A 14,373-nucleotide genomic window follows, 5' to 3' on the forward strand; every position below is an offset into this window, starting at 1 on the left:
CCGCCAACTTGAGTAAGCCATGCAGAGTAACCTGTCGCCGCCCGACCTTCCACCTCGCCGGGGCGGGCGAGTGACGCGTTGGCTGGTCATCGTGCTGCCGATTGCCGTCGCGGTGGCCGGCGTCGCGATGCTGATCTCGATCGAGGCGCTCATCGGCGGCCTCCCCGCCTGCGCCGTAATCGGCCTGGTGCTGTCGTTTGTCAGCGCGCCGCTGGCGTCGTGGCGGCTGCACCTGTTTGCTGTTTCGGCGCCGCTGATGGCCGCGGCCTGCGCGATTATCATCTCATCCTGGCGGCTCTCTCCGGGCAACGCCTACGCCCCCATCAACTGCACGTGGTGGGTGTACGCGATATTCCTGATCGCGTTTTCTCGCGGCCCGATCCTGGACGTCTGGCGACGGGCCCACCCGGCACACTACGCCCCGGCGAACTGGCAGTTCAGCATCCGGTTCATGCTGTTGCTCACGGCGGTGCTGTCGGCGTGCTTGGCTACGACCAAGTGGATCATCGCCGGGGTCGAAAGCGACAGCGGATCGGGCTACACCGCCCGTGGCGAGATGATGGGGTTCGCCCTGGCCGCCTCGGCGGTGGTGTTTGTCATCGGCCTGGCGACTGCCCGTTTCTTGGCGTACAGGGCATAGCCCGCCGTCGACGCCACTCGCGACCATAGGGCGGGCCGAGGGGGGAGCAGAACTGCATACTCGGCCGTGGTAGAAACCGCATCACTCTCTTCACTGATTCCCTATCGTGATTTTTCTGGGGGTGAATCGGACGCTACCTTGAGCGGGCCACCGGGGTTGCATCCATGAATCTGCTAGTCTTTAGGCAGATATCTGGGGGCGGTTCACGGTTCCCATTGCGCCGTCTGTAGGAGTGCGACACTATGTTTGCTAGCCGGCATGCCAGGTGGTTGGGCGTCGTGGTCTGCGCAGTGTGCTGCCGGCCCGCACTCGCCACGCCGCCAGAGAAGCTGGCCGCCCGTGCCGACCGGCTGCTGTTTGAGGAGCTGGGGCAGTCGCCCGGAGAGCTCGCGCCGCGCTGCGACGACGCCACGTTCCTGCGCCGCGCGTACCTCGACATCGTCGGCGACATCCCCTCGCCGGAACACGTCACCGCGTTCCTGCTCGACCCGGCCGAAGACAAGCGGGCCAGGCTCGTTCGATCGCTGCTCGACGAGCCCCAGTACGGGCAGAACTGGGCCCGCTACTGGCGCGACGTGATCCTGTACCGCCGGCTGGAGGACCGCTCGCTGCTGGTCGCCGGCGCGCTGGTGCCGCAGCTCACCGAGCAGCTGAACCGCGGCGCCGGCTGGGACGAGATCGCCGACGGGTTCATCACCGCCGAGGGCGACATCCGCGACAACGGCGCCACCGCCATCATCGCCGCCCAGGACGGCCGCACCGAGGAGGTGGCCGCGGAGGTCTCGCGGATCTTCCTCGGCATCCAGATCCAGTGCGCCCAGTGCCACGACCACCCCTGGGACAGCTGGGAACGCGAGCAGTTCCACGAGCTGGCGGCCTTCTTCCCGCGGGTGTCGCTGCGCCCGGTTCGCTCGCCGCTGCGGCGCAGCTTCGAGGTCGCGGTGACCGACGGCGTCGGCCGCACGCCGCGGCGTAACGACAACAATAACCGCCGCGGCGTTACCGAGCACTACATGCCCGACATGGACGACCCGCAGGCGCCCGGCTCGCGGATGCGGGCCAAGTTCTTCCTGACCGGCGCCGAGACCCCGCTCGGCTCGCGGGACTCCTTCCGCCGCGGCGAGCTGTCCGAATGGATCACCGGCTCCCCCTGGTTCGCCAACGCCGCCGTCAACCGGATGTGGGCGGAGCTGGTCGGCGAGCCGTTCTTCGAGTCCATCGACGACATCGGCCCCGAGCGCGACCCGAAGGCGCCGGAGGCCCTGGCGTTGCTCTCCGCCGGCTTCGCCGACAGCGGCTACGACCTCAGGTGGCTGATCCGCGCCGTGATGGCGACCGAGGCCTACCAGCGTGAGTGCCGGCCCCGCCGCTCGCCGGACGCGACCCCAATGACAGCCAATGTGGCCCAGCGGCTGCGGGGCGACCAGCTCTACAACGCGTTGCTGACGTCGCTCGGCGTGGAGGAGCAGACCGAGGCCCGCCGCGGGGGCTACCGCCGCCCCGCCGGCCAGCGTGCCCAGTTCAACGCCGCGTTCGGCTTCGACCCGAGCGTCGACCGCGAGGCGGTTTCCGCCTCGATCCCGCAGGCGCTGGCGATGATGAACACGCCGCGGTTCAACAGCGCCATCCGCTCGGGACGCAACACCATGCTGGGCCAACTGCTGGCCAACGTCCCGGGCGACGACGCCGTGGTCGACGAGCTCTACCTCCGCTGCCTGTCGCGCGAACCGACGCCCGCCGAGCGTACCGCGGCGCTCGCCTACAACGCGTCGGTCGACAACCGCAACGCCGCGTTCGAGGACCTGCTGTGGGCGCTGGTGAACTCGGCGGAGTTCGCCCACCGCCGCTAGTATGACGTGTGAGGGGAACACTAATCGACGCTAATGACCGCGGAGTCGCCGTTCACTCGCAATATGTGGTTATTAGTGTTCCTGAGTTTCTACGGTTCGAGTTGAGGACTCAATGATGCCGCTGCAACATCAGATCAACGTTGGCCTGCGTGGCGGGCGTGTGGCTTCGCGCCGTGACTTCTTGCGGAACGTCGGCGCGGCCGCGACGACCGCGGGCGTGCTGAGCTGGACCGATCGGGTCGCGCTCGCCGCGTCCGATCTGCGGCGGCGCGGCAAGCGGTGCATCCTCCTCTGGATGGCCGGCGGACCCAGCCAGTTCGAAACCTTCAGCCCCAAGCCGGACCACGAGAACGGCGGCGCGACCAAGGCGATCGGCACGTCGGTCTCCGGGATCCAGATCGCGGAGAACCTGCCGCGGATCGCCCAAGCAATGGGCGACATCGCCATCATCCGGTCGATGGCCAGCAAGGAGGGCAGCCACCCCCGCGCCAGCTTCCTGATGCACCACGGCTACCTGCCGATGGGCGGCGTGAAGTTCCCCACGCTCGGCGCCAACGTGGCCCACCAGATCGGCGACGCCAGCAGCGAGCTGCCGAGCTTCGTCCGCATCGGCCGCGGCGGCCAGAACCCCGGCAACGGCGGGTTCCTCGGCGTCGACTACGACCCGCTGATACTGGCAAACGCCGACCGCCCGCCCGAGAACTCCCGCCCGGCCACCGACCGCGCCCGCTACCAACGCCGGCTTGGGTTGCTGAAGAACCTGGAAACCAGCTTCGGCGCCGTCGAGGGGACGGACGTGGTGGCCGACCACCGCAAGTTGATTGAGGCCTCCAGCGAGATGATCCTCAGCCCCAAGATGGAGGCCTTCGACCTCGACCTGGAGGACCAACGCACCCGCGACGAGTACGGCCAGGGGCAGTTCGCGTCGGGGTGCCTGCTCGCCCGGCGGCTCTTGGACTTCGGCGTCACGTTTGTCGAGGTCACGCTGAACGGCTGGGACACGCACGACGAGAACGCCCAGCGCACCGCCGACCTGTGCGGCCAGTTCGACCAGCCGATGGCGGCCCTAATCAACGACCTCAAGCGGACCGGGCAGCTCAACGACACGCTGGTTATCTGGATGGGCGAGTTCGGTCGCACGCCCCGCATCAACGCCCGCGCCGGCCGCGACCACTACCCCCGGGCGTTCAACGTGGCGCTGGCCGGCTGCGGCGTCCGCGGCGGGCAGGTCATCGGCCAGACCAGCCGCGGCGGCGAACAGGTCACCGACCGCCCCGTCAGCCCGAAGGACCTCTACCAGACGATCTACACCGCGTTGGGCATCGACCCGGACCACGAGAACATGAGCCTCGTCGGGCGGCCGATCCGCCTGGTCGACGACGGATCCCCGGTGACCGAGCTGCTCGGTTAGCGACCATCGCCGCCACGCGCCGCGACCCACGAGCCGCGGACGCCTATAATTGCTTCCCCTAACGAGAGAGGAAGCAATGGAATTCGACTGGCAGCTAGCGGGCGGGTACCTCCTGCGACTCGCCGTCGCCACGATGGCGGGCGGAGTAATTGGATTCGAGCGGGAACGCGGCGGCCACTGGGCCGGGCTCCGCACCCACATGGTCGTGGCGCTCGGCTCGGCTACCTTCGTTCTGCTGGGCAGCAGCGTGGCGGACGGCGACCCCAACGCCGGCGCCCGCGTGGTGCAGGGCGTCGCGGCCGGCATCGGGTTCCTTGGCGCCGGCACGATCCTCAAGCTCGACCACCGCGAGAAGATCAAGGGCCTCACCACCGCCAGCAGCATCTGGCTGGCCGCCGCCGTTGGTGCGGTCGCCGGGCTGGGTCGGTACGAGCTGATGGCCGTCAGCGTGCTGATGGCGGTCATCGTCCTCGCGGTGCTGCGTCCCCTCTCGCGCCGTATCGGCGACGAGGAAGATCACCATCGCTCGCCGCAGCCGCCGGTTGACCTGAAATAAGGTCATCGCGCTGATTCGACCAGGTGATCTCTCAGCCACTGAGCAAACTGCTGGTCGCTAACCTCCCCCGCGGCGAGGCCCAGCACGGCTTCGTACCATTCATTGTTCGAAGCCTCCACTAGGAATCCATTCAGAGCAAGAAACGTATCGCACACGACGCCCGCGGTGCGTTTGTTGCCGTCAATGAACGGATGGTTCTTCGCAATTCCATGCGCATAGACGGCGGCCATCATGGCTGGATCCGCCTGCGCGTAGGCCCACTGGTTGCGCGGACGCTGAAGGGCAGAGTCCAACAACCCTTCATCCCGTACGCCCTCCTGGCCGCCGAGCTCGTCGAGCTGCAGCTTGTGGACCACCCGAAGGCGTTGGGGGAGATCCAACGCGGCTCGCTTGCGCCACTCACTCCGCCAGGCGACGCAGCGCATCGCGGCGTCGTTCCATCACCTCTTTGGCAACCTCAATCTGCTCTGCCGTGTCAGCATCGACACGCTGAATGAGTGCGCCGTTCGGAGTGTCGATAAGTTGCACCTCGGCGCCGTCGAATGCTTGCAGGCGTTCGAGCACCTCAGGCGGCAGCACCAGGCCAAGTCCGTCGCCAATCGTAGTGAATCGCAAGGTAGTCATTGAGTACTCTCCTCGCTGCAGTACAGCGGCCCCCAACCTACCGCGGCCACCGCGCATAGACCCCGCTCTCCAGCCGTCGGCCGTCGTGAGTGACAAGCGAGTGCTCGCCGGTGTTCGCTGGCTGACCACAGGCGCCGAACACCCCGTCGGCCAGGTAGGCGCCAATCTCGGCCGGGCCGACGCCCGGTGTGTGGCAGGTGGCCAGCAGGAACTTCGGCCGACCATCAACCAGCTCCGCGATCAGCCCCAGCAGCTTGGGCAGATCGCGGGTCAGCTTCCACTGCTCTCCCTTGGGGCCGTGCCCAAACGACGGCGGATCGAGCACCACCGCGTCGTACCGCCTGCCGCGTTTCACCTCGCGCTGACAGTAGCGCACCGCGTCCTCGACGATCCAGCGGATTGGCGCTTCCTCCAGCCCGCTGAGCTCCGCGTTCTGCCTTGCCAGCTGCACCGACGGCTTCGAAGCGTCCACGTGCGTCACCTCGGCGCCCGCGCAAGCAGCGGCCAACGTGCTGCCCCCCGCGTACCCGAACAGGTTCAACACCGTTGGCAACTGCTCCTCTCCCCCCGTGGAGGAGGGGCCGGGGGTGGGGGCGCCCCGCAGTTCTTGCTTCCCTGTACCTATCCTTCCCACCCACTCGGCGATCCACCGCCAGTTTTCAAACTGCTCTGGGAACAGCCCCACCTGGCCGGCCGGCGTAAACTCCAGCTGCATCTGGAATGAACTGCCAGCAGCGATCGGCGCCGACACCGCAGCGTCCGAGCCCTTCAGCCCATCGGCGAGCTTCCACTTTCCATCGCCCACCCGGGCGCCGGTGTACACGCCGTCGGCCTGCTTCCAGGCGGCCGGGTCCGCCTTGCGGGCGCCCTCGGCGGCCGGCGCCGGGCGGTCGACGACCACGCGGCCGAAGCGTTCCAGCTTGCGGCCGTCGCCGAAGTCGATCAACTCGTAGTCAGGCCAGTCGTCGCTCACGCTCTGCCGATTCCGATAGGTGTGTCGTGACCTTGAAGCAGTGTCCTCAACGACAACTGCCGGCGGAGGCCGGCAGTATGCGGGGCTGCCTAACCAGCAAGTCAGCAGCAGATCCGCCGGTACCTGCCGGTAGTACCGCTTCACAGGCAATCCACCATTGGACCTCACAAGGCGGCCGGTGACAACGACACACCGGCCTGATTGTGGCGATCCTCCGCCCGGCAGCGTACGCTGTTTGTCGCTCCTCGCAATAACCGCCCCGCCCTGCCCCGAGAAAACCCCCAGATGCGGTTCCGTTTGTCACTACTGCTCTGGATCACCGCGGTCGTGGCCTTCGCGTGCAGCGCGTTCGGCGGCTGGGGCTTGGCCGCGGCGGGCTGCACGCTCTACTTCTGGGGGTTCCTGTTCGCCACGCGTGCTCAAGGTCCTCAACCGCTGGCCGGCGCCGATACCGCCATGTCCGTTACGCTGTTAGTCCTGAGCTTCATCACCGGCGCCCTGACGATTGCATACACGATTGGATCCCGCACCCAGAACGACCACCCGGCGGTCCGACTTGCCCTCGTGGCCTGCTTCGTCATTGCCTCGCTAGCTCCCATGGGCGCCTACCGCCGCAACAGGCGTTCCTGAGATAGCTTTGAGCACGTGATTGAACCACCAAGGCACGAAGACACAAAGATCGGCGCCTATGTCACCTAGGCTCCTCTTCGCGACCGGCGTTGTAGAAAGACAAGAACGCCAGGACGACCGGCGAGGCGTGTCTCGCCGACTAGATACACCTCAGTGCTACGCCGCATGAGATTCAGCCTCACTACCCTGCTCTGGTTGTTCGCGCTGCTCGCTTCCGCGCTGGTGGCGTTTGATGGCTGGGGACTGCTGGCTGCGGCGGCGGTGGCCGTCTTTTGGGTGTGCCTGCACCGCAATCCAAGTGGAACAGCGACTGGCTGCGTCTGGGTGGCGATAGGAGCATTCATCATGCTGCTGTTGCTTCCCGCGGTGAACGAATCACGCTCGTACAGCCGTACTGGGCACTGCATGAACAACATCCGACAAGTCGGGCTCGCGCTGGAGTACTACGATACCCAGCATGGCGCCCTCCCTCCCGCAAGCATGCAGAATCACGCTGGCCTGCCGCTGCACAGTTGGCGATCACTAGTCCTGCACAACATCGAACGAGCCGACCTGTTTGACGCACTCCGATGGGAGGAGCCCTGGGATAGCGCGAACAACAAGCAAGCTGCCTCCTCCCCCGTCGACCTCTACACGTGCCCATCACACTCGACCTACTCCACACAGCCTGAAACGAACTACTTCGTCGTAACCGGACCGGGAACGCTGTGGCCACCAGAGGGCCCGCGGTCGCTGTCCGACATCCGGGACGGCGCCGAGAACACCGTGATGCTGATCGAGGGCGACACCGCTATCCCCTGGGCCAAGCCCGCTGACCTCACGGTGACCGAAGCCGTGGCGCTGCTCACCTCGCCCGACAATCCACCCGCAGTGGCGGGCCACGTGTCCGACCCGGGCTACTTCTACCTGCCCGCTACGGTGCGGCACGTCGTGATGGCGGACGGTCGCGTCTTGGGCATCGAGTGCCCTATCAGCCGCGAGCTGGCCATCGCCCTCCTCACGGTCGACGGCGGAGAGGAAGTCGACTTCAACGAGATCAATCGCCACGTCGAGCCGCGGCTCGACTGGCGCCGCTGCGGCGGCCTGGCTTTCTTCGTGCTGGCCTCACTCGCGCCCGCGTTGTCGCCAACCCGCCGCTGGCTCAAAGGTGAGCTGGCCCACGCGCTGCGTGGCGGGACCGGCTGAGCGATCGATTGCAGCGGCGGGATAATCATGAGGAACCACCAAGGCGCGAAGACACAAAGCATCGGACCGTACACGACCAAGATCGTCCGTCGTGCCCTTCGTGGTAAAACAACCTGAACGCCACGACCGCCCACGAGGCGTGGCTCGCCGGCTGAATGCACGTCAACCATTGGCCCTATGCAATTCCGACTCACCACTCTCTTCTGGCTGGTCGCGCTGGTCGCGTTGGCGGTTCCGGCGTTCGGAATGACGGCTGCGATTCCGGCGGCGGCGGTCGGGGCTGCCCTGGGAAGCGCGCCGACTCGGAATGCACTCCTCCACGGCCGATCCGCTCCGACGGTGATCCGCGACGCCATGGTCGTGGTCGCCGTTGCCGCGGTGCTGCTGGCCCTCCTCCTCCCCGACACAAGGCCCCGCGCCACACAACGCCACCAATGCGCGAACAGGATGCGAACGCTCCTGCTCGCCATGCTTGCCTACGAGTCCGCCAATGGCGTGTTCCCCCCGGCAGCAATTCTGGGAGACGACGGCGCCCCAATGCATGGCTGGCGGGTGATGCTGCTTCCCTACCTGGGCGAACAAGAACTCTACGACCGGTACCACTTCAATGAACCCTGGAATGGCCCCAGCAACTCCAAGCTCGCGAACGAGATGCCGGCCGCCTTCCGCTGCGCGGGCTGCGAGCGGTGCCGTGGACTACCAGGCCTGCCGTGGACCCTGCCGCCCGCCACCAGCCCAAGCTTCCACCTGGTCGCCGACCCGAAAGCGGCTGTGCATCCCACACGGGGCGGGTCCGTGGCCGGCGTCACCGACGGCGCCTCGAACACCATCCTGCTCATCGAGTCCAACGACCGGAGTCAGAACTGGCTCGCGCCCGGCGGGTTGTCCCTCTCCGAAGCAGCCGAGCTGTTGTCATCTCGCGTCGCTACGCGACACGTCGACGTGGTGGACAGGTACTGGTTCACATCAGCCTACTCGCACGGGTTCGGCGAAGTAGGATGGTGTGACGGGCACTTGTCCTCCGAGGGACCACTCCCCGAGAACATCGCCGCCTCACTGCTCACCGCGGCCAGCGGCGACGGCGGCGCCAATCAGATCACCGACTACCGAACCTTCGCCGCGCGAGAGTACTCCGTCGACCGCTGGGATCGGGTCGTCCCGGCGATGCTGTTCGTGGGCTTAGTCGTCGGTCCCCACGTCGGGCGGCGCCGGCCCGCCGCTGACCGCGGGCAGACCCCGGCCGCCTGAACGATCGACCTACGCCGCATGAAATTCAGCCTCACCGCCCTCCTCTGGTTGTTCGCGTTGACCGCTGTCGGGATGGGGACGTTCGGCGCCATCGGTGGCCTCGCGGTTGTGGCGTTGGTCGTGCTGACCTGGGTCAGGTCCGGCTGGCGGGCGACGAGCGGCTGCCTCGCGTTCGGGGCAGTGGGTCTCACTGGGTTCTCCATGCTGGCGATCGTCTTCAGCGTGGCCGACGACGCGCTCGACCGGGAGCCTTGCATCCACAACAACCGGCGGATCATGGTGGCGATTCACAACTACCACGACAAGCACGGCGCCCTGCCGCCCGCGTGGACCGTCGACGCGGACGGGCGGCCGCTGCACAGCTGGCGGGTGCTGATCCTCCCGTTCGTCGGCGAGGAGGAGCTCTACCAGCAGTTCAGACTGGACGAGCCGTGGGACAGCCCGCACAACCAGCAACTGGCCGACCAGATGCCCGCCGTGTTTCGGTGCCAAGCCTGCGAGGAGTGCCGCGGCGCGTGGGGCGTGCCGTGGGATCTGCCGCCGCGGAATTGCCCCAGCTACCACCTGGTCGCCGATCCCGACGCCGCGTTCCACCGCACGTCCGGCGCGACCTTGGCGGCAACCACTGACCGCCGGAATGAGACCATTGTCCTCGTCGAGAGCCACGAGCGAACAAAGAACTGGCTAGAACCCGACGCTTACTCACTGGAGGAGGCGGTCGAGCTGCTCACTTCTATCGATGCGGTGCGGCACCCCAACCAGACGGACTGCTTCTGGACCACTGCCTACGCGGGCGGTCGCGGCTACGTCAGCTTTCTGAGCGGTGATTACTGGAACCTTGGATCTATGAGCGAGGAGTCCGCCCGGGCGTGCCTGACCGCGGCCGGCGGCGAACCCCGCGCCGGCGAGCTCTTGAGGATCAAAGCCGCCAGGGCGCCTAGCAAGCATGTCGTGCGTTGGGACCGCGTGGCGTTGATGCTGGCCTTCGTGACGATTGCGTTAGCACCCATGTGGGAGCGCCGCCGTTCTGCGAATACCGCGAACGAACCCCAACCCTAATAGGCAAACCACCAAGGCACAAAGTCACAAAGTCACAAAGCATCGGAGCATGCGCTACCAAGTACGTTCTCCGTGCCCTTAGTGCCCTTCGTGGTAAGACAATCGGAACCAACACCAGGACAACCGGCGAGGCGTGGCTCGCCGGCTGCTTCTATCGGAGACACCCCCTTGCCGCGATTCACCATCACGACCCTGCTCTGGCTGACCGCGTTGTTCGCTACCGGGATGGGGACGTTCGGACCGACGGTTGGGCTGCTGCTGGCCAGCGGGGTTTGTGTTCTGCATGCAGTGCGGTGGAGGAAGTTACCCTGTCTTGAGTGGCTCGTTGTCGGCGGCGTAGTGCTAGTGCTGCTTGCCCTCCTGCTCCCCGCGGTTGAGACTGCTCGCACATCAGCCCGTCGGAGTTCCAGCATGAGCAAATTGAAGATGCTGGTGCTCTCGCTGCACAACTATCACGACACCCACGGAAACTTCCCACCTGCTTTTACCGCTGACTCACAAGGGCAACCGCTGCACAGCTGGCGAACACTGATTCTTCCCTACCTGGAAGAGATGCCGCTGTACAGTAAACTCAACTTCGATGAACCCTGGAACAGCTCTGCCAACGCCAGATGGCTTAATGACCAAGAGCTCCACATCTACCGCAGTCCGCAGCGGCCAGAATCTAGCATTGCTGATGAGACGCACTACTTTTCAATCGTCGACGACGAAACGTTGCTCCGACCGGGCGGTGGCGTTAGCTTCCGTGACATTGCCGACGGATCATCGAACACAATCGCCCTCATTGAAGCCGCCGGCCGCGGCGTCCGCTGGCATGAGCCGCGCGACCTCAGCATGGACGAGGCGATCGATCTTCTAGTTGGCGAGTCCGATGAGACCCACGAGTGGGTTGAACCAGGCTTCTTCATCTCCACCCACTACCGGGGCGACGGGCTCTACCCACGAAATGTCGCGTTCGCTGATGGTCGCGTGCGTTCGATCGGCTACGTCCCCACCCGCGAACTCGCCAGGGCCGCGCTCACCCGCGCGGGCGGCGAAGAGATCCCCGCGGAAATCGACAGCGGGGAGTACAACCGCACCAAGACCGTTGTCGGCTACACAGTCCACTGGCGGCGGGTGCTGTCGACCACGCTGTTTGTGGGGCTAGCGGTCGGGCCGTTTTTGCGGCGGCGCAATCCGCTGGAAGCCACCGGCGTCGAGGAAGTGAACCACGAAGACACGAAGCAGTTGGTCTCCCGATCGACGAGCCACTCTTAGAAGCTGTCCCGAAATGGTCAACAGCCGGTTTCAGGGACGCAGCGTCGGGATAGCTGAGCTGATGGGACCTAGGCTTTCAGCGGTCAGCTCTCAGCCTGAAAACACGCGGGAAAAAGCTGACCGCTGAAAGACGGCCACGCTAACAGGGAGCTGTAGCAAGGCGCCGTCGACGCTTCATGATTTCGGGACAGCTTTTTAGTGACTTCATGTCTTGGTGGTTCCTCCCGGAACCCAGGCGAGGCGTGGCTCGCCGGCTACTTTACTTCGAGCATCCGCGCTACTTTACTTCGAGCATCCGCTCGAGCGCCACCAGGCTCCACTTGGAGGTTTCTTCGTCGACCGCCACGGTGTTGAGCGGGTTGCCATCGCGGAGGTTCTCGAGGGTCCAGCAGAGGTGCGCCAGGTCGATGCGGTACATCGTCGCGCACATGCAGACCACCGGGCTGAGGAAGTGGATCTCCTGCTCCGGGTGCTCCTGCTTCAGCCGGTTGACCAGGTGCAGCTCGGTGCCGATGGCCCACTTGGTCCCCGCCGGGGCGTCCTTCACCGTGTTAATGATCTTGCCCGTGCTGCCGTACTCGTCGGCCAGCTCGAACACGTTCTGAGGGCACTCGGGGTGCACCAGGATCTTGATGCCGGGGTGCTGCTCGCGGAACATCGCCACGTGCTCCGGCTTGAACATCTGGTGCACGCTGCAGTGGCCCTTCCAGAGGATCACCTTGGAGTTCTCGAGCTCTTCCTCGGTGTTGCCGCCCAGGTCGGAGTCGTACGGGTCCCAGACCGGCATCAGCTCGTTGCCGATGCCCATGCCCGCGGCCGTGTTGCGGCCCAGGTGCTGGTCCGGGAAGAACATCACGCGGTCGCCCCGCCCGAAGGCCCACTCGATGGCGGCCTTGGCGTTGGAGCTGGTGCAGACGATGCCGCCGTGGCGGCCGACGAACGCCTTGAGGCTGGCGGCCGAGTTGATGTAGGTAACCGGGATCAGCCGCTCGGTGTCGATCACCTCGGAGAGCTGGTCCCAGGCGTCCTCAATCTGTCCGATCGCTGCCATATCAGCCATGCTGCAGCCGGCCGCCATGTCGGGCAGGATCACGCGGACGCGCTCGCCGCCGCGTTCGGCCAGCTTCTCCGGGCGGTTGGCCAGGATGTCGGCGGTCTCGGCCATGAAGTGCACGCCGCAGAACGCGATCGCGCGGCAATCGCTGCTGTCGGCCGCCATCTGGCTGAGCTGGTAGCTGTCGCCCCGCAGGTCGGCGTGGGCGATCACCTCGTCCTGCTGGTAGTGGTGCCCCAAAATCAATAAGCGCGGGCCCAGCTCGGCGCGGACCGCATCGATCCGGGCGGAGAGCTCCTCGTTGGCGAGCGACTTGTACGGTTTGACGTCGGGGTAGGCCGGTTCGGCGGCGGTAGGCATGGTGATCGCAAGCAGGAGTGAGGTTCGCGGCGCCCCACCGGCCACGGCCGTGCGGATTACGTGCTAGCACGACTCGATGAGGGCAGGTCATTATACGCGCCGCCGGCGCCAGCAAACAGCGCGGCGGGCTGGGCAAAGATTGCCGGCTGGGCGGCCGATACAGAGGGTGAGGCCTTGTTCTCTGGCAGGGCCGATGTGGATTCACGCTAGCACCCTCGTCGAAACTTGTCTGAGCTGACGCCAGAAATCGCGGCCGACGTCATCGCCGCCTCGCAGGCCGGGGCGGAGGAGGCCGCCGGTGCGCTGTCCCGCGCGCTGGACCGCGAGTTCACGATGGAGGTCGGCGAGGCGACCACGCTCGACCTGGCCGCCCCGCCCGAGGGGTTCGGCGGGCCAGGGCTGGCGGTGGTGATGACCTTCGCCGGCGAGGGCGCCGTGGCGGTGCTGGCGGAGTCGACCGGCCTGACGCCCGACTGGGCGCCCGAGCCCGACCCGACCGGCGAGAGCAAGCTCGCCACGCTGGCCCAGGAACTGAGCATGCTGCTCGTTCCCGAGACCCTCATGGCCGACGACTTCCAGGCCGCCTGGGTCACCGACGCCGGCGAGGCGCTCGCCCGCGGCGGCGTGGCGGACAGCGCAGCCGCCGTGCCCATCACGCTCAAGTCGGGCGACGACCAGGGCGTGCTGTGGCTGGTGTGGCCCTGCGGCTCGCCGGGCGAGGTGCTCGCGCCGGCCGCGAACGCCGAGGAGGCGCCGGCCGAAGAAGACGACGCGCCGCCACAGCCGACGCCGACGCAGCCCGCCGCTAGCGGCGGCGACCCGAAGCCGCGGATCTTCGACTTCTCGCAGCTCCCGCCGTACAGCAAGAGCCTGCTGAAGGTCCGCCTGCCGGTGAAGGTGACGCTGGCCAGCAAGCGGCAGAGCGTGGAAGAAGTCATGGCGCTCTGCCCAGGCTCGATCCTGTCGTTCGACAAGCAGTGTGACGCGCCGATCGACATCTCAATCGGCGATCAGCCGATCGCCCAGGGCGAGACCGTCAAGGTCGGCGAGCGGTTCGGCGTGAAGATCAGCCAGATGATCCTGCCCGCCGAGTCGTTCAAAGCGCTCCGCTCAGACAAGGCCGGCTAGCGAACGGCCGCGATCTGCGGCCCGGCCTCCTAGGCCTTCCTGTTCCACTCCCGGCTCACCCTGCGCAGCTACCCACGGCAGAAGCCATGGGGTGCGAGCCGCATCCTTAAAGGGACGCCCGAAGCCACACCCCCACGGCTGCCGCCGTAGGTGAGGCAGTCGAACAGGTAGTTCCATCACTGGTTCGCTGCGCGCACAAAGAAAACCTGCCCCAGGCCGAAGCCTGGGACAGGTCACAAAAGGGGGATCCAATTGTCTTCGCTTGTGCTTAGCTAGCGGAGAGCTTAGCGGGCGAAGGCGGCACGCACGACGTCACGCTGACGACCAACCGAGGCGTTGGGGTCGGACATCGGAGCGGGCGGAACCGGGGTCGGCTCTTCGGCCTCAACCGGAGCGGG

14 protein-coding genes are annotated in these 14,373 nt (G+C 66.4%); 10 read left to right on the plus strand and 4 right to left on the minus strand.

Going from position 1 to position 14,373, the window contains the following annotated elements:
• The first annotated feature begins 19 nt into the window (after positions 1–19).
• The 4 genes from KOR34_RS10810 (at position 20) to KOR34_RS10825 (ending at position 4,457) form a co-directional block, all read left to right on the plus strand.
• Complete coding sequence (locus tag KOR34_RS10810) at positions 20–640, plus strand: hypothetical protein (protein ID WP_146564595.1); 621 nt, start codon at positions 20–22, stop codon at positions 638–640.
• Positions 641–882: 242 nt separating this feature from the next.
• Entirely contained in the window at positions 883–2,490 is a 1,608-nt protein-coding gene (locus tag KOR34_RS10815; RefSeq protein ID WP_146564596.1) for a DUF1549 domain-containing protein, read from the plus strand.
• Positions 2,491–2,605: 115 nt separating this feature from the next.
• Positions 2,606–3,901 carry a DUF1501 domain-containing protein gene (locus KOR34_RS10820; protein ID WP_228714575.1) on the plus strand — a complete coding sequence of 432 codons (1,296 nt, stop codon included), beginning with the start codon at positions 2,606–2,608 and terminating at the stop codon, positions 3,899–3,901.
• A 76-nt stretch (positions 3,902–3,977) separates the two neighbouring features.
• A complete protein-coding gene (locus KOR34_RS10825) occupies positions 3,978–4,457 on the plus strand; it encodes an MgtC/SapB family protein (protein ID WP_146564598.1) in 480 nt (159 codons plus the stop codon).
• A 2-nt stretch (positions 4,458–4,459) separates the two neighbouring features.
• Here the strand turns inward: KOR34_RS10825 and KOR34_RS10830 are convergent, their stop codons facing one another.
• The 3 genes from KOR34_RS10830 to KOR34_RS10840 are packed head-to-tail and all read right to left on the minus strand — an operon-like array spanning position 4,460 to position 6,054.
• Entirely contained in the window at positions 4,460–4,813 is a 354-nt protein-coding gene (locus KOR34_RS10830; protein ID WP_197531318.1) for a type II toxin-antitoxin system death-on-curing family toxin, read from the minus strand.
• Positions 4,814–4,856: 43 nt separating this feature from the next.
• Complete coding sequence (locus tag KOR34_RS10835) at positions 4,857–5,081, minus strand: AbrB/MazE/SpoVT family DNA-binding domain-containing protein (protein WP_146564600.1); 225 nt, start codon at positions 5,079–5,081, stop codon at positions 4,857–4,859.
• 37 nt (positions 5,082–5,118) lie between these two features.
• A complete protein-coding gene (locus KOR34_RS10840; protein ID WP_146564601.1) occupies positions 5,119–6,054 on the minus strand; it encodes a class I SAM-dependent methyltransferase in 936 nt (311 codons plus the stop codon).
• Positions 6,055–6,339: 285 nt separating this feature from the next.
• On the opposite strand from KOR34_RS10840, the gene KOR34_RS10845 reads away from it, so the two are divergent.
• The 5 genes from KOR34_RS10845 to KOR34_RS10865 all read left to right on the plus strand — a co-directional run bounded on the left by KOR34_RS10845 (position 6,340) and on the right by KOR34_RS10865 (position 11,433).
• Positions 6,340–6,684 carry a hypothetical protein gene (locus KOR34_RS10845; protein WP_146564602.1) on the plus strand — a complete coding sequence of 115 codons (345 nt, stop codon included), beginning with the start codon at positions 6,340–6,342 and terminating at the stop codon, positions 6,682–6,684.
• Positions 6,685–6,849: 165 nt separating this feature from the next.
• A complete protein-coding gene (locus KOR34_RS10850; RefSeq protein WP_146564603.1) occupies positions 6,850–7,869 on the plus strand; it encodes a DUF1559 family PulG-like putative transporter in 1,020 nt (339 codons plus the stop codon).
• A gap of 354 nt (positions 7,870–8,223) precedes the next feature.
• Entirely contained in the window at positions 8,224–9,117 is an 894-nt protein-coding gene (locus KOR34_RS10855) for a DUF1559 family PulG-like putative transporter (protein WP_228714658.1), read from the plus strand.
• 18 nt (positions 9,118–9,135) lie between these two features.
• A complete protein-coding gene (locus tag KOR34_RS10860; protein WP_146564605.1) occupies positions 9,136–10,176 on the plus strand; it encodes a DUF1559 family PulG-like putative transporter in 1,041 nt (346 codons plus the stop codon).
• Between the two features lie 225 nt (positions 10,177–10,401).
• Positions 10,402–11,433, plus strand: a complete 1,032-nt coding sequence (locus tag KOR34_RS10865; protein WP_228714659.1) for a DUF1559 family PulG-like putative transporter — start codon at positions 10,402–10,404, stop codon at positions 11,431–11,433.
• Positions 11,434–11,710: 277 nt separating this feature from the next.
• Here the strand turns inward: KOR34_RS10865 and nadA are convergent, their stop codons facing one another.
• The gene (gene nadA, locus KOR34_RS10870; RefSeq protein ID WP_146564607.1) at positions 11,711–12,847 is read right to left on the minus strand and encodes a quinolinate synthase NadA; all 1,137 of its coding nucleotides are present in this window, start codon (positions 12,845–12,847) and stop codon (positions 11,711–11,713) included.
• Between the two features lie 225 nt (positions 12,848–13,072).
• Between nadA and KOR34_RS10875 the strand changes: the two genes are divergently transcribed.
• A complete protein-coding gene (locus tag KOR34_RS10875; protein WP_146564608.1) occupies positions 13,073–13,975 on the plus strand; it encodes a FliM/FliN family flagellar motor C-terminal domain-containing protein in 903 nt (300 codons plus the stop codon).
• Positions 13,976–14,373 lie beyond the last annotated feature (398 nt).

Origin of the sequence: Posidoniimonas corsicana, from assembly GCF_007859765.1 — a bacterium.
Taxonomy (GTDB): domain Bacteria; phylum Planctomycetota; class Planctomycetia; order Pirellulales; family Lacipirellulaceae; genus Posidoniimonas; species Posidoniimonas corsicana.